The sequence below is a fragment of the Sphingobium sp. LB126 genome (assembly GCF_002795205.1).
Lineage (GTDB): Bacteria > Pseudomonadota > Alphaproteobacteria > Sphingomonadales > Sphingomonadaceae > Sphingobium > Sphingobium chungbukense.
In genome coordinates this window covers 2,926,919-2,949,961 of the sequence record NZ_NETV01000001.1, presented here as the reverse complement: position 1 = coordinate 2,949,961, position 23,043 = coordinate 2,926,919, and the positions used below count along the sequence as shown (strand labels likewise).

At 63.9% G+C, this 23,043-nt stretch carries 23 protein-coding genes and 1 pseudogene; 16 read left to right on the top strand and 8 right to left on the bottom strand.

Annotated features, from left to right (window positions below; all coding sequences use genetic code 11):
- Window positions 1–119 precede the first annotated feature (119 nt).
- A complete protein-coding gene (locus CAF53_RS14480; RefSeq protein ID WP_100238439.1) occupies window positions 120–2,948 on the top strand; it encodes a TonB-dependent receptor in 2,829 nt (942 codons plus the stop codon).
- Window positions 2,949–2,964: 16 nt separating this feature from the next.
- Window positions 2,965–6,114, top strand: coding sequence for an amidohydrolase family protein (locus CAF53_RS14475; RefSeq protein ID WP_100238438.1), 3,150 nt, complete (start codon window positions 2,965–2,967; stop codon window positions 6,112–6,114).
- Between the two features lie 155 nt (window positions 6,115–6,269).
- Here CAF53_RS14475 and CAF53_RS14470 read toward each other — a convergent pair whose 3' ends face one another.
- Entirely contained in the window at window positions 6,270–6,938 is a 669-nt protein-coding gene (locus CAF53_RS14470; RefSeq protein WP_100238437.1) for a hypothetical protein, read from the bottom strand.
- Window positions 6,939–7,096: 158 nt separating this feature from the next.
- Between CAF53_RS14470 and CAF53_RS14465 the strand changes: the two genes are divergently transcribed.
- Both CAF53_RS14465 and rarD read left to right on the top strand, forming a co-directional pair.
- On the top strand, window positions 7,097–7,318 hold the full coding sequence (locus CAF53_RS14465) for a hypothetical protein (RefSeq protein ID WP_100238436.1): 222 nt from the start codon (window positions 7,097–7,099) through the stop codon (window positions 7,316–7,318).
- Window positions 7,319–7,335: 17 nt separating this feature from the next.
- Window positions 7,336–8,217: an EamA family transporter RarD gene (rarD, locus tag CAF53_RS14460; protein WP_100238435.1), complete on the top strand. Its 882-nt coding sequence runs from the start codon at window positions 7,336–7,338 to the stop codon at window positions 8,215–8,217.
- On the opposite strand, the gene CAF53_RS14455 is transcribed toward rarD, so the two are convergent.
- Entirely contained in the window at window positions 8,214–9,539 is a 1,326-nt protein-coding gene (locus CAF53_RS14455; protein ID WP_100238434.1) for a dihydroorotase, read from the bottom strand. The two genes, rarD and CAF53_RS14455, sit on opposite strands and share 4 nt — an antisense overlap.
- Window positions 9,540–9,587: 48 nt before the next feature.
- Between CAF53_RS14455 and CAF53_RS14450 the strand changes: the two genes are divergently transcribed.
- Together CAF53_RS14450 and CAF53_RS14445 are read left to right on the top strand one after the other, a co-directional pair.
- Entirely contained in the window at window positions 9,588–10,325 is a 738-nt protein-coding gene (locus CAF53_RS14450; RefSeq protein ID WP_100238433.1) for a folate-binding protein YgfZ, read from the top strand.
- Entirely contained in the window at window positions 10,322–11,068 is a 747-nt protein-coding gene (locus CAF53_RS14445) for a glutaminyl-peptide cyclotransferase (protein ID WP_100238432.1), read from the top strand. Before CAF53_RS14450 ends, CAF53_RS14445 begins: the two co-directional genes overlap by 4 nt.
- Window positions 11,069–11,073: 5 nt before the next feature.
- Here the strand turns inward: CAF53_RS14445 and CAF53_RS14440 are convergent, their stop codons facing one another.
- Window positions 11,074–11,379, bottom strand: a complete 306-nt coding sequence (locus CAF53_RS14440) for a plasmid stabilization protein (RefSeq protein ID WP_100238431.1) — start codon at window positions 11,377–11,379, stop codon at window positions 11,074–11,076.
- Window positions 11,380–11,493: 114 nt separating this feature from the next.
- Here CAF53_RS14440 and CAF53_RS14435 point away from each other — a divergent pair, with 114 nt between their 5' ends.
- The 5 genes from CAF53_RS14435 (at window position 11,494) to CAF53_RS14415 (ending at window position 14,913) form a co-directional block, all read left to right on the top strand.
- The gene (locus CAF53_RS14435) at window positions 11,494–11,826 is read left to right on the top strand and encodes a hypothetical protein (protein WP_100238430.1); all 333 of its coding nucleotides are present in this window, start codon (window positions 11,494–11,496) and stop codon (window positions 11,824–11,826) included.
- Window positions 11,823–12,068: a hypothetical protein gene (locus tag CAF53_RS14430; protein WP_100238429.1), complete on the top strand. Its 246-nt coding sequence runs from the start codon at window positions 11,823–11,825 to the stop codon at window positions 12,066–12,068. The genes CAF53_RS14435 and CAF53_RS14430 overlap by 4 nt, the downstream gene beginning before the upstream one ends.
- 117 nt (window positions 12,069–12,185) lie before the next feature.
- Window positions 12,186–13,115, top strand: a complete 930-nt coding sequence (locus CAF53_RS14425; protein WP_100238428.1) for a DUF808 domain-containing protein — start codon at window positions 12,186–12,188, stop codon at window positions 13,113–13,115.
- The gene (locus CAF53_RS14420; RefSeq protein ID WP_100238427.1) at window positions 13,115–14,491 is read left to right on the top strand and encodes an MATE family efflux transporter; all 1,377 of its coding nucleotides are present in this window, start codon (window positions 13,115–13,117) and stop codon (window positions 14,489–14,491) included. The genes CAF53_RS14425 and CAF53_RS14420 overlap by 1 nt, the downstream gene beginning before the upstream one ends.
- Window positions 14,492–14,592: 101 nt before the next feature.
- The gene (locus CAF53_RS14415; RefSeq protein ID WP_046765628.1) at window positions 14,593–14,913 is read left to right on the top strand and encodes a hypothetical protein; all 321 of its coding nucleotides are present in this window, start codon (window positions 14,593–14,595) and stop codon (window positions 14,911–14,913) included.
- 76 nt (window positions 14,914–14,989) lie between these two features.
- Here the strand turns inward: CAF53_RS14415 and CAF53_RS14410 are convergent, their stop codons facing one another.
- Entirely contained in the window at window positions 14,990–15,697 is a 708-nt protein-coding gene (locus CAF53_RS14410; protein WP_100238426.1) for an anti-sigma factor, read from the bottom strand.
- Window positions 15,694–16,182, bottom strand: a complete 489-nt coding sequence (locus CAF53_RS14405) for a sigma-70 family RNA polymerase sigma factor (RefSeq protein WP_100238425.1) — start codon at window positions 16,180–16,182, stop codon at window positions 15,694–15,696. The genes CAF53_RS14410 and CAF53_RS14405 overlap by 4 nt, the downstream gene beginning before the upstream one ends.
- An 89-nt stretch (window positions 16,183–16,271) precedes the next feature.
- Here CAF53_RS14405 and CAF53_RS14400 point away from each other — a divergent pair, with 89 nt between their 5' ends.
- The 3 genes from CAF53_RS14400 (at window position 16,272) to CAF53_RS14390 (ending at window position 19,009) form a co-directional block, all read left to right on the top strand.
- Window positions 16,272–17,588, top strand: coding sequence for a S8 family serine peptidase (locus tag CAF53_RS14400; protein WP_100238424.1), 1,317 nt, complete (start codon window positions 16,272–16,274; stop codon window positions 17,586–17,588).
- Window positions 17,589–17,688: 100 nt separating this feature from the next.
- Window positions 17,689–18,372: a hypothetical protein gene (locus CAF53_RS14395; protein ID WP_100238423.1), complete on the top strand. Its 684-nt coding sequence runs from the start codon at window positions 17,689–17,691 to the stop codon at window positions 18,370–18,372.
- Window positions 18,373–18,589: 217 nt separating this feature from the next.
- Window positions 18,590–19,009 (top strand): hypothetical protein, encoded by a 420-nt coding sequence (locus CAF53_RS14390; protein WP_100238422.1) that lies wholly within the window; start codon window positions 18,590–18,592, stop codon window positions 19,007–19,009.
- Between the two features lie 18 nt (window positions 19,010–19,027).
- Here the strand turns inward: CAF53_RS14390 and CAF53_RS14385 are convergent.
- Window positions 19,028–19,788 (bottom strand): IS5 family transposase gene (locus tag CAF53_RS14385; RefSeq protein ID WP_100238421.1). Its coding sequence is split into 2 segments (ribosomal slippage): window positions 19,028–19,464 and window positions 19,464–19,788, totalling 762 coding nucleotides; the frame shifts between segments, so codons are not numbered across the junction.
- 237 nt (window positions 19,789–20,025) lie between these two features.
- Between CAF53_RS14385 and CAF53_RS14380 the strand changes: the two are divergent.
- Window positions 20,026–20,176, top strand: a pseudogene (locus CAF53_RS14380) (transposase); the annotation flags it as partial.
- Between the two features lie 146 nt (window positions 20,177–20,322).
- On the opposite strand, the gene CAF53_RS14375 reads toward CAF53_RS14380, so the two are convergent.
- Together CAF53_RS14375 and CAF53_RS14370 are read right to left on the bottom strand one after the other, a co-directional pair.
- Window positions 20,323–21,030: a response regulator transcription factor gene (locus tag CAF53_RS14375; RefSeq protein WP_046765951.1), complete on the bottom strand. Its 708-nt coding sequence runs from the start codon at window positions 21,028–21,030 to the stop codon at window positions 20,323–20,325.
- A gap of 211 nt (window positions 21,031–21,241) precedes the next feature.
- Window positions 21,242–22,135 (bottom strand): LysR family transcriptional regulator, encoded by an 894-nt coding sequence (locus CAF53_RS14370; RefSeq protein ID WP_100238420.1) that lies wholly within the window; start codon window positions 22,133–22,135, stop codon window positions 21,242–21,244.
- 122 nt (window positions 22,136–22,257) lie between these two features.
- Here CAF53_RS14370 and CAF53_RS14365 point away from each other — a divergent pair, with 122 nt between their 5' ends.
- Complete coding sequence (locus CAF53_RS14365; RefSeq protein WP_100238419.1) at window positions 22,258–22,977, top strand: pirin family protein; 720 nt, start codon at window positions 22,258–22,260, stop codon at window positions 22,975–22,977.
- Window positions 22,978–23,043: the final 66 nt, after the last annotated feature.

Genomic DNA, 23,043 nt, shown 5'->3' with positions numbered 1-23,043 from the left:
TAGAGTGACCAAGGTCATTCTCTGTCGGCCTGTGACAAACAGATGGCGGATTGGGACCTATTCTTCGTTCAGAAAGGCAGAACGGCAATAAAGGCCGTCTTTCAACAGGGGAACAATCGATGCGTATTCGCCATGCACTGGCGGGGTTCGCCCTCGCCACCTGTCTTGTTTCGCCCACGCAAATCCTCGCCGCCACGCAAATGGACGCGACGCTGTCACAGCGGCACAAATTCGACATCGCACCACAGCCGCTGAGCAGCGCACTTCGCCAGCTATCGACCCAGTCCGGCGTGCGCATCCTCTTCCCCTATGACGAGGTCGCGGCCATCCGCAGCCGCGGGATCCAAGGCTGGCTGTCGACCCAGGATGCGCTGGAACGGCTGCTGGCCGGAACCGCGCTCAAGCATAGCGAGGCAGGCGTCGGCGTGATCGCTCTGGCCGTGCCCAGCAACCGCAGCGCCGCGCGCCGCAGCCCGATGGCGGTCCAGTTCGCGCAGGCCAGCCTGGCTGGCACGCAGCCCGTCGCCATGGCGCCCGCACCCGCCGCCGAGGCCGAGGATGCGTCCGCTCCCATCATCGTCACGGGCACGCGCCAGACCACGCGCACGGTCGCCGAAAGCCTTGCGCCGATCGATGTTCTGGGCGCCAAGGATATGGAAGCGAGCGGCAAGCAATCGGTGCGCGACCTGCTGGGCACGCTGGTCCCCTCGATCAACGTGTCGAACAACGGCGCTGGGGCGAGCTGGGCGGTGCGTACCCTGTCCCTGCGCGGCCTGGGCGGCGATCAGTTGCTGGTGCTGGTCAACGGCAAGCGTCGACACAATACGGCGACCCTCTTCATCAACGGGTCAGTGCAGAACGGCCAGTCGCCGCCGGACCTGGACCTGATCCCCGGCAACTCCATTCAGCGGATCGAGGTGCTGCGTGACGGCGCATCGGCGCAATATGGGTCGGACGCGATCGCGGGCGTCGTCAACATCATCCTGAAGAACGACACGTCCGGCGGCGCGGCGCTGACCATGGGCAGCACGGCCGACAATGGCGGCTGGCAGGGCCGCTGGCAGGTCGACAAGGGCTTCGCCCTGGGAGACGGCGGCTATATCCACCTCTCCGCCGATGGCGTGTTGCAGGACAACACTATGGTAGAGAGCAGCCCGATCGCCGGGACCTTCTATCCCACGGGCGACCCGCGCAACGCCAGTCCGAACCGCATCCGCGCCAAATATGGCCAGCCCCAGGTGATCGGCGGCAATGTCAGCTATGACGCGATGCTGCCCATCGGGGAAAGCACCGAACTGTACAGCTTCGGCACTTATTCGAAACGCCATGCGGCGGGCTGGCTGACCTATCGCCTGCCGAGCGCGGTCAACAACATATTGGAGGTCTATCCCGACGGCTATATCCCTCGCATTCACGTCTATGACGAGGATTTCCAGGTCGCGGCGGGCATTCGCGGCGACGGGCCGGCGGGCATTCATTACGACCTTTCCACCACCTATGCGGAGGATGAGGTCAAATATAGCCATACGACCTCACTCAACGCCTCCCTGGGGCCGGCCAGCCCCACCCATTTCTACCTGGGCAAGGTGCGGTCGAACGAATGGACGACCAATCTCGATTTACAGAAGGAATTCGAAGTCGGGCTGGCAGAGCCGCTGTTCCTGGCGGTCGGCGGCGAATATCGGCGCAACAGCTTCCTGATCGGCCCCGGCGATCCGGTCTCCTATATCGACGGCGGCTATCGTTCGCCCGCTGGCTCCTGGCGGGCGGGAGAATTGCGCACGGCGGGGTCGCAGGGCGTGACCGGCTTCCTTCCCTCCGGATCGGGCAAGTGGAGCCGCAACAACTGGAGCGCCTACATCAACCTGGAGCAGAAGATCATCGAGGGCTTCGAGATCGGCCTCGCCGGACGACATGAGGATTATTCCGACTTCGGCACCACCGATACCGGCAAGGTTTCCGCCCGCATAGAGCCAGTGAAGGGCTTTGCCCTGCGCGGCACGGCAAGCACCGGTTTCCGCGCGCCGACGCTCCAGCAACAGCATTATGCCTCCTCCTCCACCATCGGCGTGCCGGTGAACGGGGTGAACGTGCTGCTGCCGGTACAGGCCCTGCCGGTGGGTTCCCCAGCAGCGGTGGCGCTGGGCGCGGTGCCGCTGAAGCCGGAAAAATCGACCAACTTCTCGGCGGGCGTCGTGCTGACCCCCGTGCATAATCTCAACATCACGGTCGACGCCTACCAGATCAAGATTCGCGACCGCATCATGCTGAGCGAGACGCTGAGCGGGACCATGGTGCGCAACGTGCTCGCGGCGGCGGGCATCCCGGGGGTAGCGGGCGGCTTCTACTTCGTGAACGCGGCGGATACGCGGACGCGCGGGTTGGATATCGTCAGCACCTATCGCACCGGGCTTGGCGACATGGGGTCGCTGACCGCCAGCCTGTCCGCCAATTTCAACAAGACCATCTTCACCCATATCGACCCCATTCCCAATGTGCTGGCGGGATCCGGGCTGGTGCTGGTGGGCCGCGCCAAGCAGGGCGACTTCACCAAGGGAACGCCGCGCAACAAGTTCATCGGCAACCTGCTGTGGGACTGGGGCGCCTTCTCCGCCAATCTGCGCGCCACCCGATACGGCAAGATCACGCAGGTCGCATCGGGCATGGTGCTTCATGACGCCACCAACACCGCCTGCACCGCCGGGAGCGCCGGCTGCACGCTGGGCTATGTCGACGAGGAGGTGAAGCCCAAGGTCATCTTCGACCTGGAGATGGGATATAAGCTGACCCAGGGCGTCAAGCTGTCGGTCGGCGCCAATAATCTGTTCAACATCTATCCGACCAAGCTCAATCCCGTGAACCGTGTCGTGGGCAGCCTCTACAACGCCTATGCGCCCTACGGCATCAGCGGCGGCTATTATTACGGCCGGCTCAATCTGGAATTCTGACAAGGAACGCAAGCGCATGACGGGTCGATTGAAGGTGAACCGCCGCGAAGCTCTCGCGGCGGGCGGGATCGGACTGCTTGCGGCCGGCAGTGCCGGATCGCTGGCGCAAGGCAAGGCGAATGGCGCTCCGGCGGCGGGCAAGGAGACGATGGTGACCGTCGAGGATTGCACCAATGTCGCCCTGGCCCTCTCGCCCGACGGCAGCCGCATCGCCTTCGACCTGCTCGGCATATTGTGGACGCTGCCGGTCGAGGGCGGCACGCTCACCCGGTTGACCGGCGACTTCGACGACCTCGCCCAGCCCGACTGGTCGCCCGACGGCAAGCGGATCGCCTTCCAATCCTATCGGTCGGGCAATTTCCATATCTGGTCGGTGGCAGCCGAAGGGGGCGACCTGCGCCAGCATACGGACGGATTGCTCGACGACCGGGAGCCGCGCTGGTCACCCGACGGCAGGACCATCGCCTTCTCCAGCGACCGGGCGGGGGGCCGATACGCCATCTATCTGCTGGATGTGGCGAGCGGTGAGGTAACGCCTTTTTCGAAAGGCACCACCAACGACAGTGAACCTACATGGTCGCCTGACGGCAAGGCGATCGCCTATGTCGCTGGCGGCACGAAGCTGATCAAGGCCGATGTGGCAAGCGGGGCGACAACGGAAATCGCTTCCGTTCCGCTCTCCACCGACCGTTTCAACGCCGCCGCGATTATGGCACCCGCTTTCGCACCCAACGGGACGATCCTCTATACCCGGCAGTTGCCCGGTTCGCTGACGCTGGTCCGGGGCGGCCAGGATATCGTCACGGGCGAGGACCTCTATCCCTTCCGTCCCGCTTTCACCAGCGATGGCGCGATCCTCTACGGATCGAACGGCAAGATCCGCAAGCTGAAGGATGGCCAGGCGACCGTCCTGCCCTTCAAGACCAGCGTACCGGTGACGACGCCCGATTACCGGAAGAAGACGCGCGATTTCACCTCGACAGCGTCTCGGCCGGTCGTGGGCATCGCCGCGCCGATGCTGTCGCCCGATGGGAAGAGCATCGTCTTCGCCGCGCTCAATGATATCTACGTCATGCCCATCGGCGGATCGCCGAAGAAGCTGATCGGCGATCCCTATCATAAATGCGATCCGGCCTGGTCGCCCGATGGCAGGACCATCGCTTATTCTTCCGACCGGGGCGGGACGCTGGACCTGTGGCTGCACGATCTGGCGACGGGCAGGGAACGGCAACTCACCAACATCCCGGGCAAGGCGATCGCCTGGGGCAGTTGGTCGCAGGACGCAAAGCTGATCGCCTTTCTCGATCAGGAGGGAGCGCTCCACAGCGTCGACGTGGCGAGCGGGACGGTGCGCAAGGTCTTCGACGCTCTGTGGGAGCCGGGACGGCCGAGCTTCGGACCGGGCGGCAAGACCATCGCCTACGCAGCCTTCAAACCGGTGACGGGCCGCTACCGCGAGGGCGCGAGCCAGATCCTGACCGTCGATCTGACGACGGGCAACGGACGTTACCAGGCGGTAGCGGAAGGCAAGTCGATGGGCGTGCGCGGGCATGACGGGCCGGTCTGGTCGCCCGACGGCCAGTGGATGGCCTATGTCTTCGCCAGCACGCTCTGGGTCGTGCCGGTGAAGGAAGACGGCAGCTTTGCCGGAGCGCCGCGCCAGATCACGACCGAAGTCACCGACGCCCCCAGTTGGAGCGGGGATTCGCGAAAACTGCTCTACCTCAGCAACGGAAAATTGCGGCTGGTATCGATTTCGGGAGGTGTGGCGCAGACTGTGCCGTGCCGTCTCCACTGGTCCAATGCCAAGCCTTCGGGTCGCACCATCATCAGGGCTGGCAAAGTCTGGGACGCCATGTCCGCCGATTACCGGACGGGCGTGGACGTGGTGATCGACGGCAACCAGATTGCCGCGATCACGCCCCATGACGGCCGGGCGCCGTCGGACGCCAATGCGAAACTGGTGGACGATGGCGCCCTGACGCTCATGCCCGGCCTGATCGACATGCACACACACCGCCAGATGGCGGGCTATGGCTATGGCGACCGCATGGGCCGACTGTGGCTGGCGATGGGCGTGACGGCGACCCGTTCGCCGGGCTGCCCGGCCTATCATATGGTCGAGGACAGGGAAGCGATCCAGAGCGGCAAGCGGATTGCGGCGCGGCACTATGCCACTGGAGAGGCGATCGACGGCGGGCGCATCTTCTACAATTTCATGCGGCCCGTCACCGAACCGGGGCAGATGGCGCTGGAACTGGAACGGGCACGCGCGCTCGATTACGACATGGTGAAGACCTATGTGCGCCTTCGCCATGACGTGCAGAAGCAGGTCGTGGACGAGGCCCATCGCATGGGGATGCATCTTTCGTCCCATTATCACTATCCCGCCCTGCATAGCGGCATGGACTGCATGGAACATACCGGCGCCACCAACCGCTATGGCTATTCGCGCACCATCACCTCGCTGGGTGGCGGCTATCATGACGTCGCCGATCTATTCGCGGCGGCCCGGGCCGGACGGACACCGACGCTGTTCGCGGCGACCGCCTTGCTGGGCGAAGATAGCGGTTTCGCGCAGGATGAGCGGATCAGGACGCTGTATCCCGCCTGGGAATATGAAAAGCTGCTGGCGCGGATAAAGGCCATGACGGGCGACGGTGGCAAGCCGATGCTTGCCTCACTGGAACGGCAGGTGCAACAGATCAAACTGATGCTGGCGGCCGGCTGGCATCCGATTTCGGGCACTGACGCGCCTATCGACCTGACCGCGATCAGCCTGCATCTCAACCTGCGGGGCATGGTGCGGTATGGGATTTCACCGTATGAGGCGCTGATGATGACGACGCGCTGGTCGGGCGAGTTTCTGGGCGAGCCGGTCGGGCGGATCGAACGCGGCATGCTGGCCGACATGATCCTGGTCGACGGCGACCCGCTGAAGGATGTGAACGCGGTCGCGAACGTGAGGAAGGTCATCGCCAACGGCGTCGTCCATACGCCGGAGCAACTGATGGCGCCCTTCGTGAGCGCAAAGCCTCAAGCGGACATGACGCCGATACTGCCTCCCCTCGCCCATGCGCATCAACATTTCTGGTGGCATGAGGCGGAATATGTGGAATCCAGCCGTGCAGCCTGTTGCGCGGGACATGCCGTGGCGCATGTCTAGAGCATCGTGCGCAAAAGTGGGAACCGGTTTTGCGCTTAAAGCGATGCGACAACAAAAGCTTAGAGCGTGCGGCTCGCGTACGATTTGGCGCAGCGCGCTCTAAGGAGGAACGTGGTACTTCAGCCAATGCCGCCGGTTCGGCGACAAAAGGGAATTCAGCGCCCGTTATCGGCGAACACATCCACGCTGGTCTTGCCACCCGGTGCGTCCGAGAAGAGCAGCAGATAGGCACTCCCGTCATCCTTGCGCGTGCCGCCCAGCACATGGTCGGCGCCCATGACCTTATGCTCGGCATCGAAGCCGGCACGGCGGGCCTGGGTATAGTAGAAGTCCATCACGCTCTGGCGCGGCACCGGCGTCACGAAGGTCGCGGCGCGCAGGGTGCAGCCGTTTTTCTCCGCGCCCGCCGCTTCGGTGAGCTGCGCGCCCGGATAGAGGGTGAAGGGTTCGGGCAGACGGCTGGCCCATTGTGCGCCATAGACCAATTGTTCACGGCAAAACGCGTTGCCGCCCGGCTTGTGCTGCTCACGGGCGACGGCGGCCAGGCCGTCCGCCGGCTCGGGCGCTTCGCTTTGCTTCGCGGCCGGCGTGGCGAGCAGCTTGCCGCCGGCGAGCTTCACCGATTGCGCCAGCGCCTTTGCCGCATCGCCCTTCAACAGGGGCAGCCTGGCTTCCGGCTCCCCGATCACTGTCCCTTCCGCCACATTGCCGGTCAGCGCATTGTCCAGCGCATTCAGGTCGGCGTCCTTTTCCCCCTTGCCACAACCACCGAGCGGCAGGGCGAGAGCGAACGCGAGCATGCAGAAAGATCGAACGGACGCCATGGCTTCACTCCTTCGTAAACAAGGGATGAAGAACAGAGGTTAATTTTCCGTTAGGGATTTTGGTGAATCCCCGCCTTTTTTGGGGCGGGGGCCATTCTCCGTCAACTGGCATCGCCCCTCCGCTTGCCGCAACGACATGAAAACGCCATTTGTGCGGCATGTTCAACATTTTGTCGGCCCTGATCGGACTTGCCACGCTGATCTGCATGATCCCGGCGGTGTTCCCCTTGCTGGGCGCGCTGAACTGGCTGCTGATGCCAGTAGCGCTGTTTGGGGCCTTTGTCGGCCTCTTCTCTGCCAAGACCGGCGGACGCAATTTCTGCCTGATCGTTGCGGGTTTCGGCGCGCTACGGCTGTTCCTGGGAGGAGGGATATTCTGACCGAGGATGCTGCCTGGATGCGCACCGGCCTGCTGACCGCACTGGGCGCCTATAGCCTTTGGGGACTGTTGCCGATCTTCTTCCGGCTGCTGCACCATGTCGCGCCAGTCGAAATCGTCGCACAGCGGGTGCTTTGGTCGCTGATCCTGATCCTGAGCCTGCTCGGCATGAGGAGCGGGCTGCCCGCGCTGTTCGCCCTGTTGCGCAATCCCCGTCTGATGCTGCCGCTCAGCACTTCGGCCATGCTGATCGGCGCGAACTGGCTGACCTATATCTGGGCGGTGAACAACGGCCATGTCATCGCGGCGAGCCTGGGCTATTTCCTCAACCCGTTGGTCAATGTCGGGCTGGGCGTGATCGTCCTCAAGGAAAGGCTGCGGCGCGGACAGGTCGCGGCCATCGCGATCGCCGCCGCAGGGGTCACGATCATGGCGGCATCGGCGCTTACGACCTTGTGGATCAGCGCGGCATTGGCGTTGACCTTCGCGATATATGGTCTGATCCGGAAGCTGACCCCGGTGCCGCCGATGACGGGCCTGGGCGCGGAAACGCTGCTGCTGGCGCCGTTCGCCCTCGCCTATTTCCTCTGGCTGTCGGGCCATGGCGGGTCGGCATTAGGTAGCGACGATGGAACGACGATCCTGCTGATCCTCAGCGGCGCCGTCACGACCGTGCCGCTGATCCTCTTCGCGACGGCGGCCCAGCGGTTGCCGATGACGACGCTGGGGCTGATCCAATATGTCGCGCCGACGCTCCAATTCCTGTCGGGCATCCTGCTGTTCGGGGAAAAGCTGTCGCAGGGGCAGATGATGAGCTTCGGGCTGATCTGGCTGGGCCTGATCCTGTTCGCGGCGGACAGCCTGAACGCCGCCCGCCGCAATCGGCTGGCGACGGCTTAAGCGAACTCGGTGGCCTCGAAGCGGACAGGTTCGCCGATCGCTTCATTGGCGAGCGTGTCTTCCCACATCACGCGATGGCCGCGAATGATGGTGCCGACCGCCTTGCCGGTGAGGTCCATCCCCTCGAAGGGCGACCAGTCGCAGCGGGAGGCGAGCCAGTCGCGCCCGACCGTCCAGCGCTTCTTGAGGTCGACCACGGTGAAATCGGCGTCATAGCCGAGCGCGATGCGGCCCTTGCCCGTCAGCCCGAACACGCGCTGCGGCCCGGAAGAGGTCAGTTCGATGAAACGGCGCAACGACAGGCGCCCTTCCGCCACATGGTTGAGCAACAGCGGCACCAGCGTCTGGACGCCGGGCATGCCGCTGGGCGATGCGGGATAGGCCTTCGCCTTTTCCTCGATCGTATGCGGTGCATGATCGCTGCCCAGCACATCGGGCACGCCCTGATTCAGCCAATGCCACAGGCCGTCGCGATGCGCCTGAGAGCGGATCGGCGGGTTCATCTGCGCATAGGTGCCAAGGCGCGGATAGGCGTCCTCGGCTGCGAGGGTCAAATGCTGCGGCGTCACCTCGCAGGTCGCGATGTCCTTGTGCTGGCCGATATATTGCAGTTCGGCGGGCGTGGTGACGTGCAGGATGTGGATACGGCGGCGAGCCTTGCGGGCAAGGTCGATGATGCGCTTCGTCGCGATCATGGCGCTTTCATCGTCGCGCCAGACGGGATGGGAGGATGGATCACCCTCCACCCGCAGATCCTTGCGGGCGTTCATGCGCACCTCGTCCTCCGCATGGATGGCGACGCGGCGGGTGCCGCTTGCAAGGACGCGGGACAGCGCCCCGTCATCGTCCACCAGCAGGCTTCCGGTCGAGGCACCCATGAAGATCTTGACGCCCGATGTGCCGGGGATGCGTTCCAGCTCCCTGAGTTGCTCGGCATTGTCGGCGGTGGCGCCGACATAGAAGGCATGGTCGCACCACATGCGATGATGGGCGCGGGCAAGCTTGTCGTGAACGCGTTCGGCCGTGTCGGTATTGGGGTTGGTGTTGGGCATTTCGAACACCGCCGTCACTCCGCCCAGCACCGCCGCACGGCTGCCCGATTCGAGGTCTTCCTTATGCTCCAGTCCCGGTTCGCGGAAATGAACCTGGCTGTCGATACAGCCCGGCAGCACGTCGAGTCCCGTGCAGTCGATCACGGTCCCCGCATCGCCCAGAACCGTGCCGATGGCGGCGATCCTGCCGCCGCGCACGCCGACATCGACGCTTTCCGCGCCGCCGGGAGTGTGGACCGTGCCGTTCTTGAGGATGAGGTCGAAGGTCATGTCAGTTCACCGCTTGGATATGGTTGGGGAGTGTCCTACCTAAAGCCGATGACTGGCACCACCCTCAGCGACCGCGCGATCCTCAGAATTTCCGGCGACGATGCAAAACCCTTCCTCCAGGGCTTGCTGACCCGCGACGTGTTGGGGTTGAAAGCGGATGAATCCCGCTGGACGGCCTTGCTGACGCCGCAGGGCAAGGCGCTGTTCGATTTCATCCTCTGGGCCGATGGCGAAGATATATTGATCGATTGCGAGGGCGCGCAGGCCGAGGCCCTGGCCAAAAGGCTGACGATCTACCGGTTGCGGCGGAAGGTCGCCATAGTGAAGGAGGAAGGTCTGGCCGTGCATTGGGCCCTGGACGCGGAGGACAAACCCCTCGATCCGCGCCTCGACGCCCTCGGCCATCGGTGGATCGCGCCAGCCGACGATGGCGATGCGTCGACGGCTTTCCGCGCACACCGGCTGGCGCTGGGCGTATTCGAGGGCATGGGCGAATTGGGGCAGGACCAGATTTTGTGGCTGGAAACCAATGCCGCGGAATTGTGCGGCGTCGATTATGACAAGGGCTGCTATATCGGGCAGGAAAACACCGCCCGCATGCATTATCGCAACAAGGTGAACCGGCGACTGGTCGCGGTGCCCTTGGCCGAGGCCGATGAAAAGCGCCAGAAGGCCGCATTGCCGGATCTCGGCCTGTCCATCGAGTTGCGCCGGGTCGAGGATATGGCCCCCGCCACCCTCCCCGGCTGGCTTGCCGGCGCGATCGCGGAGCAGGCCGCCGAATGAAGCGCCTCGCCGTCGCGCTTCTGGGCGCGTTGCTGCTGGCCGGTCCCGCGCAAGCCGAGACGCGGTGGAAGCTGGTCAAGAGCTACCCCCACGATCCGGGCGCCTTTACCGAGGGCCTCTTCTTCCACGACGGCGCGCTCTATGAGAGTACCGGGCTGGAGGGGCAATCGGACATCCGCAAGGTCGATCTCAAGACCGGCAGGACGATCGCGCGACGCATCATCCCCCGTCCCTATTTCGGCGAGGGCATCGTCAACTGGAAGGACCGGTTGATCAGCCTCACATGGCGGCATCGGCAGGGCTTCGTCTGGAAACTCGACGATTTCTCACCCGTTTCCGACTTCCGCTATGAGGGGGAAGGCTGGGGCCTGACGCAGGATGGCCGCAGCCTCATCATGAGCGACGGTTCCGCGCAATTGCGTTTCCTCGATCCCGAAAAGCTCACCGAGCAGAGGCGCATCACCGTGACCTGGAATGGCCGTCCGGTCGAGCGGCTCAACGAACTGGAATATGTGAAGGGCGAGATATGGGCCAATATCTGGTACGACAGCCACATCGCCCGGATCGATCCGCGCACGGGCGCCGTGATCGACTGGCTTGATATCGCGCAGCTCATCAAGGCCAGCGGCACGAGCGACAGCGAGGCGGTGGCCAATGGCATCGCCTATGATGCCAAGGCCGACCGCCTGTTCGTGACCGGCAAGAACTGGGCAAAGCTGTTCGAGATCAGGGTCGTGCACTGATCCCGTCAGCCATGCGCCTTTTTCCGGCGGGTTTCCCATCCCTTCTTCGCCGCAGCCGACCGATCCGCCGCCGGTCTGCGGGCTGAAGCCGCGCCGCCCTTTCGCCCGCCCTTGTGCGAGGAGACATGGGTGTCGGGCTTGCCGCGTCCGGAACCGGATTTGTTGCCGCCGCCCGATTCCTTGTTGACGGTCGCCCAGGCCCGCCGTTCTGCTTCCTTGTGCGAAACGCCGCGATCCTCATAGCCTTCCTCTACATGTTCAGCCTTGCGCTTCTGCTTGGCGGAATAGCTGCTCTTGTCGCCTTGGGGCATGATGGCTTCTCCTTTCTTCCGTCTCCACAACGACCAGAATGCCGCGGCGTTCATACCGCTGCGCAGGCGTTATGAATTGCGGAACAGAGCGACCCGAGCAGCGTTCAATGGCGCATGGAACAGCGTCCCCTCATCGAACGGCTGGCCCGTCACCTGGCCGCCGGCGATTCAGATAGCTGGCAGGATCATGTCGAAGATGCCGCCAGCCTGCTTGCCCTACTGAAAAGCCCGGACGACACCATGCGGGAGGTCGGCAACGCGCGCATATGGGACGCGATGATCGACGCCGTCCTGCGCGAGCGATGGGCGGTCGCCCCCGGATCGCAGGCGGGCGAACCGCCTGCGGGAACCGACGAAGAAGGAGAAATCGCCCTGCCGCCCGACAGCGTCGGCGGCAATCACGCGGATTGGGTTCATCTACATCGATCAGAGGAGAAACCGAAATGAAGGGGCTACTGAAACTCGCCTTCCTGACGGGATTGGGCGCGGCTGCGTGGAAAGGCTGGAAGGAATGGCAGGCCAGGCGCGGGGAAGAGGATTGGGCACCCGTTCTTTCCTCGGGTCCGGTGCGGGATGCGGGACCGGCCGAGCAGCATATCAGCGCCAAGGATTGGGACCTTGTCGACGAGCAAGTCGATGAGAGCTTCCCCGCCAGCGATCCGCCGGGCAATTACCGCGGATTGCATTGAGCCATATCCGGGCTTTGCGCTTCCGATGGATCGGGGCTGGAGCATTGCCCCTCCCCGCCCCCCTCTCTATGAGACGGCTTCCGGCACCATTTCGGTGCCAACAGGGGAACGGATTCAATGCCTTCGGGTCTGATCGCGCTACTGGATGACGTAGCGGGAATTGCAAAGCTTGCCGCCAGTTCACTGGACGATGTCGCCGCCGCCGCAGGTAAGGCGGGGACGAAGGCTGCGGGCGTGGTGATCGACGATACAGCCGTCACGCCGCGCTATGTCATGGGCCTGACGCCCGACCGCGAACTGCCGATCATCTGGAAGATCGCCAAGGGATCTCTGCGCAACAAGCTGCTGTTCCTGTTGCCCGCGGCGCTGGTGCTCAGCGCCTTCGCACCATGGCTGCTGCCGCCGCTGCTGATGCTGGGCGGTGCCTTCCTCTGCTTCGAAGCGGTCGAGAAACTGCTGGAGGCGGTGCAGGGCGGCCATGACGTGGCGGAAGATGCGCTGACCACGCATAGCTCGCGGGACCTGGAAGATCAGAAGGTATCGGGCGCGATCCGCACCGACTTCATCCTGTCGGGCGAGATCATGGCGATCGCACTGGGCACGGTGGCCAGCGAACCGATCTGGGAACAGGCGATCATCCTGGTGGTCGTCGCCATCCTGATCACGGCGGGCGTCTATGGCGTGGTGGGCTTCATCGTGAAAATGGACGATATCGGCCTGCATCTCGCCGAGCGCCATTCGGCAGGCGTGAAAGCGCTGGGCCGCGCGATGGTGAAGGCGATGCCCGTGCTGATGACGATATTGGGCGCGGTCGGCACCGCGGCGATGCTGTGGGTCGGCGGCGGGCTGATCGTCCATGGCCTGCACGAGTTCCATTGGGATGCGATCCCCGGCACGATCCATCATGTCGCGGAAGGTGCGGCCCATGCGGCTCCGGCTGTCGGTCCCTTTGCCGACTGGCTGGTGAATGCCATTGGCGGAGCGCTGGTCGGGCTGGTCGTCGGTGGCATCGTCGTGGCGGTGCTGCACCTTTTCAAGAAACATTGATGGCATCGCCCTGGCGCCTTGAAGCGGGAGCGCTGACCGCGCTTGCCCTGCCGATGATCGCGGGCAATATCGCCTGGGCCGGGATCGCGGCGACCGACCTGCTGCTGCTCGGGCGGCTGGGAGCCAATGCGGTCGCCTCAGGCGCGCTGGCGATCAACCTGTTCAACGCGCTCCTGATCTTCGGCATGGGATTGGTCACGGCGGCGGCGCCACTGATCGCCACGGAGCGCGGGCGCCGTCGCCATTCGGTGCGCGACGTCCGGCGGACCGTACACCAGACGCTGCGTGCGGCGGCGCTGTTCGTGCTGCCGGCCTGGGCCCTGCTGTGGGAGAGCGAGGCGATATTGCTGGCGATGGGCCAGGAGGCGGACCTCGCACGGCAGGCCGGCGAACTGATGCGCGGGCTGCAATGGGCTCTGCTGCCCTTTCTGGGCTTCACGACGCTGCGAAACTTCATCTCGGCGCTGGAACGGCCCGTCTGGGGACTGATCGTCATGGTCTGTGCCATTCCGTTCAACGTGCTGGCGGGCTGGACACTGATATTCGGCCATCTGGGCTTTCCGGCGCTCGGCCTGCTGGGCGCGGGCATCGCCAGCACCCTCTCCTCCTCCTTCCTGTTCCTGGGATTGCTGGGCGTCATCCTGATCGACCGGCATTTTCGCCGCTACCGGCTGCTGGGACGCTTCTGGACGCGGGATCGCGAACGGCATCGGGCGGTCTGGGCGCTGGGCCTGCCGATCGCGATCACGCTGGGGCTGGAAACGACGGTGTTCAATGCCTCGGCCTTTCTGATGGGGCTGATCGACCGCGATTCGCTGGCGGCCCATGCGGTGGCGATCCAGATCGCGGCGCTGGTGTTCATGGTCCCCATGGGAATAGGCCAGGCAGCCACAGTGCGCGTCGGCCTAGCCTATGGGAAGAAGGATCGCGAAGCCATCGGCCGCGCGGGGTGGTTGGCGCTGGCGATCGGCACGGGCTTTGCCCTGATGGCGGCATCGATTTTGATCGCCATGCCAAGGACGCTGATTTCCGCCTTCCTCGACCTTGATGACCCGGCCAATGGGCGCACCGCATCGCTGGCGGTGGGATTCCTGGGCGTGGCGGCGTTGTTCCAGCTGGTCGATGCCGCGCAGGCGGTCGGCGCTGGCGTCCTGCGCGGCATTCAGGATACCCGCGTGCCGATGATCTTCGCGCTGGTCGGCTATTGGGTGATCGGCATCGGCGTTGGCGTCATCCTGGCCTTTCCACTGAAATTACAGGGCCTTGGTATCTGGCTGGGACTGGCGAGCGGGCTGGGAGCCGTGGCGTTGTCTCTGGTCATCCGCTGGACCTGGCGGGAAAGGCTGCATCTGCTATCGCGACCGCGAGGCATCTGATGCCCTTCGTCCCGAAAACAGGCCAAGTTGCACCACACATTCATGGTGCGACGCACAAAGCAATTGAACCCACGCTCCGAATGAGTAATGAAAATCAGGTTATGAGCAATCCGACCACCTTTTTCGAAGCGATCGCGCTCCAGAAATGCCTGATGGCGACCTATAACAAGATGGTCGTGAAGCTGGCTCCGCATATCCTCTACACCCGGCATGACGAGATGTTCATCGACGCCGTGACGATCGAGCGCGACGGACGGCCGCCGCGCGAATTGAAACTCGGCACCTTCAAGCTGGCGGGCCTCAACGATATCAGCCTGATCGATGAAACGTTCGAGGCGATGCATGGCCTCTACGATCAGAGCGACACCAAATATAAGGGCGTGACCCTCTTTGCGATCGAGCCGGAGAGCGCAGCGGCCTGAAGATCGGGCCTCAAGATCGGGCTCGACGATCGCCGGACGAAAAGAGGGCGGCCCGATGGGGCCGCCCTTTCCTTATTTAGCGCCACCCTCCGCTCTTGGCCGCACTTTCCTGCGCTGCGTCGGCGGGATCGCCCATAATCAGGGCATCGATCGTCGCCATGACCTGTGCATCGCCGGACGAAGCCTGACGATAGGCGGTTCCCTGCCCCGCCCCCGGCACCAGCTGCTGCACCTGCCAGCCTTCTCCTTCCCGGCAGGCCACGCCGGAAACCGCCTGCCCCTGGAAGCTGCGGCACCAGCCACCGCCCTTGCGCCGGAAGCTAAGACCGATACGGATCGGTGCGTCCGCTTGCGCGGAAGCCAATTGGGTATCGAGCGCAGAAGCGAGCGCGCCCTTGGCCATCATCGCCCCGTTTTCGATCGCGACCGGTCCGTCAGGACGGTTCGACAAATGACCGATGCCCAGCCCCGACACCAGCCCGAACACCAGGCTTGCCGCGATCGCTCCGCCCATGCTCCAAGGACGCCAGCGCGACGCCGCCGGCCGGGCAAGCGGGACGATCTTCCCACTTTCGTTCAGCAACGCCCGCATTCCGGCAGGCACCGGTTCCATCTCGATCGGCGCGTAATGATCAGACAATCGCTCGCGCAGACGCCGATGCATCTCCACCCGCTCGGCCAGTGCCGGATCGTCCGCAACAGCGCGCTCGACGCGCCGACGCGTCACTTCGTCCAGTTCGCCATCAACCAAGGCGATCAGCAAGGCTTCATCGATATCCGTCATGCCGCTTCCCCCAGCAATTCGATCAGGGCGCCGCGCCCGCGTACCAACCGCGAGGTCAGCGTCCCCATCGGAACGCCCAGCACTTCGGCCGCTTCCTTGTACGACAGCCCCTCTACCAGCACGAGCGCGATGGCTTCGCGCTGCTCATCCGGCAGGGCATGCATCGCGCGATCGACATCGGAGAGCATGACATGCGCCTCCACATCGCGATCGCCGGCATGGCCTACATGCTCGCCGGCTTCCTCCGGCGCAAAGGTCCGGGCGGCGCGCTGCCGCGAACGGCCCTCGTCGATCCAGAGATTGCGCATGATCCGATACATCCAGCTATCCAGTCTCGTTCCCGGCTGCCATTGATCGCGTGCCCGCAGCGCCTTTTCCAACGCCGCCTGGCACAGGTCGTCGCCATCGGCACGGTCCCGCGACAGGCTGGCGGCAAAGCGTCGCAGCCGGGGCAGAATCGCCAACAGATCGCTTTCGAACGACATCCGGTCTCCATGTCTTGTTCCAGGGATGAAACGACGGCGGTCGACCGTTTCATCCCTGATGGACGATTTGTATCGGAAATTTTCTCACGATGAATCATTTTGAACGCGAAAGGACCGGAAAAGACGCCGATGGTAAAGAGATCGAGATGAGATTCGCACGCCCCTGGATCGTTGCCGGTCTGCTGCTGAGCGCGCCAGGCGCGCAGGCACAGTTATTGCCCTCACCCGGCACCTCCCTGGGACAGGTTGGCGGCGTCGTGCCCGGCATATTGGACAGGGTGGAAGGCACGCTGGACCAAGCGGGACTGGACCGGCTGTCTCCGGCAAGGCTGACCGACCGGCTGGTTGCGGCTCGGGCCGCGCGGATCGGAAACCTGCTGCGGCAACATGGGGATTCGATCGAATTGGACGACCGCCATGAACCGGCGCGGCGCGGCCTTATCCTGCTGACCGGCGCCAAGGCGCGGAGCATGGAGGCATTGCGGGCCGCCGGATATGGCGTGGACAATGCAACCGTCGAAGGACTGGATCTGAATGTCGCGCGGCTCACGATACCGAAGGGACAAAGCCTGTCACGCGCCTTGAAGCAAGTGCGATCCATCGCCCCCGAAGCCGAAGCGAGCGCGGACAATATTTATGTTCCAAGCGGCCCGACATGGGCCCAGTCAATCGTGACATCAACAGCGGCACTCGCCGAAAATGGCCCGGTGCATGGCAGAAGCGCGGGCCTGATCGACGGCGGGGTGGCCAGGCACCCGGCACTGAGCGGTCCTGTCGAGCAGCAAGGCTTCGCCCGCGGCGCCCCACGGGCCAGCGCGCATGGAACGGCGGTCGCATCCCTCATCAGCGGCACCGGAATCGTGCGTGGCGCGGCCCCCGGCGTGCCTTTGCTGGCGGCCGATGTCTATGGCGACGACCCGGCCGGCGGCGGGGCCTTTGCCATTGTCCGGGCCCTGGGTTGGATGGCCGCGCGCAACGCGAGCGTGGTGACGGTGAGCCTGGTGGGGCCGGACAATCCGTTGCTGGCAGGCGCGATCCGCTTGGCGCGTGACAAGGGCGTGAGGGTGGTGGCGGCTGTCGGCAATGACGGACCCGCGGCCCCTCCTTCCTATCCCGCCTCCTATCCGGACGTCATTGCCGTGACAGGCATAGACGGGCGTGGACGGCTGTTGCCGGAAGCCGGGCGGGCACGGCACGTCGATTTCGCGGCGCCGGGGGCGGACATGAATGCAGCGCGAGCTGACGGGGGCAAGGGGCCTGTGCGGGGAACCAGCTTTGCCGCACCGCTGGTCGCCGGCCGTCTCTTTGCGAGGGGCGACCTTGGCGCCCTGGCAGCCGAAGCGAAGCCTGGCGGCAAGGCGTTGGGCAAGGGCATCATTTGCGGCTTGTGCAGAAATATAGATTGATTTTCAGAAGTTTATAATATTTTTCCGGTCTCTCGGGATTAAATCGATCGGCTCTCCCGTTGTCCCAGCATCGGATCGACAACGAACAAGGAGACGATCGATGAAAATGCAATTCCTTCTTGCCACTGCCGCTCTCGCCACTCTGACGGCTGCTCCTGCCTCCGCACAACTGCTGGGCGGTGGCGGCGGCGGCATGCTTGGCGGCGGCCTCGGCGGCACGCTGGGTGGGGTCGGCGGTTCGCTGGGCGGCACGCTCGGCGGTTCGGGTGGCGTCGGCCTCGATCGCAGCATCGACCTTGAAAACGGTCATGTCGGCGCTGGCGGTTCGGGCCATGGCAATGCCAGTGGATCGGCGGCCGGTTCGGTCAGTCGGCACGGCAAGAGCCATGGCGGCAACGCCTCCGGCTCCGCGAGCGGCTCCGCCGGTGGTAGCCTCACCGCCGATACGCTGGGCACCGGCGACGTCCGGAATGCCGTGGGCGGCGCGCGCGAACAGCTGACCGATACTACCGGCGCCGTGCGGGATCGTGCGACGACGGCCGCCGGCAATGTCCGCGATCGGGCCGGTGCAGCGGCCAGTGCCACTCATGAACGCACTGCCGATGCCGCAGGCCGGGCGCGCTCTGCAGCGGGCAATGCATCGGGCAGCGCGGCGGGAACCGCCAGCGGCCTTGCCAATTCGGCCGGGGGTGCCGCTTCGCTGGGTCTCAATGGCCAGCTTTCGGGCAACGGTCATGCTTCCGGGACAAGCAGTTCTTCCTCTTCGGATCAGGCGGCCGACTAACCCCCGCAGCCGGCTTTCAGCCAGCCCCAACCGCCTGACCCGAAAGGCCGGTGGTCCGATGAGGATCGCCGGCCTTTCCTCCTCAATAAATTGCCTGATAAAACGAGGTTAAGCGCATCCGGCTTCCCCTGTCCCGGCAAAAAAGGTAAGTTGTTGTGAACCATGGTCGCCATAGGTGCCTTACCGCGCCGTCAGATGAAGAGTTTGCAGGACATTCATGTCCGATAACGACCCCGATTTCCTGTCGAAGCGGCTCCATGATCGTCAGCGTCGGCTGTTGAAGGCGCGGATGCGTCACCCGCATTATGGCGAGATAGACATATTGATCCGCGATGTTTCCGAACGCGGCGTGGGTGGACGGTGCGAACTGGACCTGACGGTGGGGGACAATGTCATCATCATCCTGCCGGACTGCGCACCCGCCGAAGGACGCATTGCCTGGCGCAAGGGGCATGCGTTCGGTGTTCAACTCGATGCGCCGATCAATCCGGAAACGGTGAAGAGCCCTGCTCCCACAGAGCGACCCGTTGAGCCAGGCTATCAGGTGCCTGCCGTCTTTCGTCCTTCGGTGGAAACGAAGAGGCCGGGTTTCCGCGCCCGCTCCCCGGGCGCCGACACCAAGACCGAATGGAGCTAGGCCGTAGTGACGATTTAATCATTTGATCCATAGCATGATGCTGGCGAGTTTGACGAAGCCGAGGAAGTTTGCGGCGAGCTTGTCATAGCGGGTTGCGATACGGCGCCACTGCTTGAGCTTGGCGAAGAAGCCCTCGATGCCCCATCGCTGTTTGTAGGCGATGCGATCGTAACGGTGCTGATATTTGCGATGGCGGCGAGGTGGGATGACCGGCTCGCCGCCTTGCTCGTAGATGAGATCGTGCAAACTGTCGGCGTCATAGGCCCGATCAGCCAGCACCTTGCCAGCCGGGATGCCGCGGATCAGATCGCAGGCGGGCGCCATGTCGTTTTGCTGTCCGGGGCCGAGGATGAAGCGGATCGGCAAGCCCAAGGCATCGACTACGGCATGGATCTTGGTGCCGAACCCGCCTCGCGAGCGCCCGAGAGCCTGGGCTTGAGCGCCCCCCTTTTTACCCGTGCCCCAGCCGCCTGGGCCTGGGCGCGGATCACGGTCGCATCGATCGCCAGCCATTCGATGTCGGGATCATCCGACACAGCCTCGAAGATCCGGTCGATCACGCCTTGCTCGACCCAGCGATAATAACGCCGCTTGGCGGTCTGATAGGGACCGAACTTCTCCGGTAGATCGCGCCAGCGCCCGCCCGATCGCGCCAGCCAGAGCAAGGCGTCAAGAAACAACCGCCCGTCACTGCGAGGACCGCGCTTGCCCTTGCGCCCTCCCGGAACGAACTCGCGCAGCCGCTCCCACTGATCATCCCGCAGCACTTCGCCTTCCACGCCAGCCTCCCAAAGCCAGCCTTGAATCACAAATCCAAACCCTCGTGAATCCCTAAAATGTCACTACGGCCTAGAGCTGTTTTCGACCTGATTGAATCAGATCGCCGCCTTTTATTTGCCGCGATTCCCAACCAGCAATCGATCCCGATCGCTTGGAAATCGCTCTGGGCTGTAGTGACATTTAGGGATTCACGGCAGCGTAGAAAACTGGCTCAACACTGGTTTTTGGAGGCTGGTGTGGAAGGCGAGGTTCTACGGGACGATCAGTGGGAGCGGCTGCGCGAGTTCGTTCCGGGAGGGCGCAAGGGCAAGCGCGGTCCTCGCAGTGACGGGCGGGTGTTTCTTGACGCCTTAACTATGGCTGGCGCGATCGGGCAGGCGCTGGCAACGCAGCACGCTCTAAAGCATCGAGCCGGAGCCGGAGGTCCCGACGCAGTTATCAGATCGTGCGGCAAAAGCCAGCCTTCCAAAAGAAAAAGACCGGCTGCCGCCCAGGCATCCGGTCCTTCTCTTTCTGACGATCGGTAAAGCGGGTCAGGCGACCTTGGTCGCCAACTCCTCCACCTCATCCGGGTCGCGCAGCACATAGCCGCGGCCCCACACCGTCTCGATATAATTCTCGCCATTGCAGGCCAGCGCCAGTTTCTTGCGCAGCTTGCAGATGAAGACGTCGATGATCTTGAGCTCCGGCTCGTCCATCCCGCCATAAAGATGGTTCAGGAACATTTCCTTGGTCAGCGTCGTGCCCTTGCGGAGCGAAAGCAGCTCCAGCATGGCATATTCCTTGCCGGTCAGGTGGACGCGGTTGCCGTCGACTTCGACGGTCTTGGCGTCAAGGTTGACCGACAGCTTGCCGGTACGGATAACCGACTGCGAATGGCCCTTCGACCGGCGCACCACGGCGTGGATGCGGGCAATCAATTCTTCCCGGTGGAACGGCTTGGTCACATAATCGTCAGCGCCGAAGCCGAAGGAGCGGACCTTGCTGTCCATCTCCGCAATGCCGGACAAGATCAGCACCGGCGTTTGCACCTTCGCCGCGCGGAGCTTCTTGAGCACGTCATAGCCGTGCATGTCCGGCAGGTTCAGGTCCAGGCAGATGATATCATAGTCATAGAGCTTGCCGAGATCGAGGCCTTCTTCGCCAAGGTCGGTCGTGTAGACGTTGAACCCCTCGGTCGTGAGCATCAGCTCGATCGCCTTCGCGGTCGTCGGTTCGTCTTCGATTAGCAGCACGCGCATGTGTGAGCCCCTTTGCGTAGCAGGTCCGTTCACCCCCACAGAACGGCTTCCGCTCCAATTCATTAACCAAAAAACTTCTGAAGGACAAAGGTTAATTTTTCGCTAACCGGCAGAAATCCACGAGTCGCGCGATTTTGAATCAGTTTGGGATATTTTGAAGCCGAAATGATTCAGATAGAGTCAATATAGATTCGTCTTCGAAACGAGCCTGTCAGCAGCCATGATGACGGGTCAGGAAATCAAGCACCGCATCGACGCGGGCAGGCCGCAGACGAGATGGTGGCGTCACCAGATGAATGCCGAAAGGCGGGGGGCGCCAGTCGACGAGAATCTCCTCCAGTTCCCCTGACGCCAGCGCTTCGCCGACGATGAAATCAGGCAGGCGGGCAATACCCACGCCTGCGCGCAAGGCAGGCAACATCGCCTCCCCGCTGTTAACCGTTATGCGGGCGCGGACCTGCACCACGACATTCTGCTGGCCGGGGCCGGAAAAGCGCCAGACATCGGGCGTGGTCACATTGGAATAGCACAGGCAGTCATGCGCGCCGAGGTCGGAGGGATGCATCGGACGCCCACGCTCCGCCAGATAGGCCGGTGAGGCGACGGCATGCATGTTGACATCGGCGAGCCGGCGGGCCCGCAAGGAACTGTCGGGCATGTCGGCGATGCGAATGGTCGCGTCCAAGCCCAGCTCGACAAGGTCGATGCGGGCATCCGACAAATGCAGGTCGATATCCCCCTGCGGATTTTCCTTGGTGAACTGCGCGATCAGCGGCGCGATGCGGAGCAGGCCGAAGGTCATCGGCGCACCCAGCCGTACCGTTCCGGAAAGTTCCTTCGTTTCATCCCGCGCCGCCTCCTCGGCGGCCTGCCCTTCGGACAGGATGCGGGCGGCATGATCGGCCAGCCGCTTGCCGCTTTCGGTCAACGCCAGGCGGCGGCTGGTGCGGCTGAACAAGCTGGTATCGAGATGCTGCTCCAACCGGGTCACCGCCTTGGACACGGTAGCCTTGGAGACGCTCAGCGCCTTGGCGGCGTCAGTGAAGCTGCGATGCTCTACCACCGCGGCGAACATGGCCCAGGCCTCGAAATCGGGGAGACGCATAAGGAAACAATCCGTTTCAATGCTGCTTATTCAAGAAACAATCCTGATCGCTAGATTGTCGGAAAGCAAGCCGGAAGCGCAATTTGGACGTTGGCCGGCATCCTATTCGAAAGGCTTGAGTTATGAGCACGACAGTCGGAAGCCGCATCGAACGCCGCCCCTTCGCCTCGCTCGGCCATGCCGACCATGGCTGGCTGAATGCGCGGCATCATTTTTCCTTCGCGGACTATCACGATCCCGCCCGCATGCACTGGGGCGCGATCCGGGTGTGGAACGACGATGAAATCGGCCCGCGCACCGGCTTTCCGCCGCATCCCCATGCGGACATGGAAATCATCACCTATGTCCGCAAGGGCGCGATCACCCATCAGGACAGCCTGGGGAACAAGGGCCGCACCGAAGCGGGCGACGTTCAGGTGATGAGCGCCGGCACCGGCATCCGCCACGCCGAATATAATCTGGAGGACGAGACGACGACGCTCTTCCAAATCTGGGTCATCCCGCGCAGCCGGGGCGGTCAGCCCAGCTGGGGTGCGAAGCCTTTTCCCAGGGGCGACCGCTCCGGCAAGCTGGTGGTGCTGGCCAGCGGTTATGACGATGACAAGGAAGCGCTGCGCATCCGCGCCGACGCCCGCCTGCTGGGCGGCACCGTCAAGGCGGGCGAGAGCGTGACCTATGACGGCGGGGAAGGGCGTCACATCTATCTGGTCCCGGCGACCGGACGGATCGAGATTGACGGCCAGGTCTTCGAGGCGCGGGACGGCGCGGCGATCATCGGCGGCTCGCCCATCACCATCAAGGCCATCGAGGACACCGAAATCGTCCTGGTGGACAGCGAATAAGGCCCCATCCCCTCCGAGCCTTATGGCCGCCCGCCCATCCCCCCGGGCGGGCGGCCGAATTTGGAA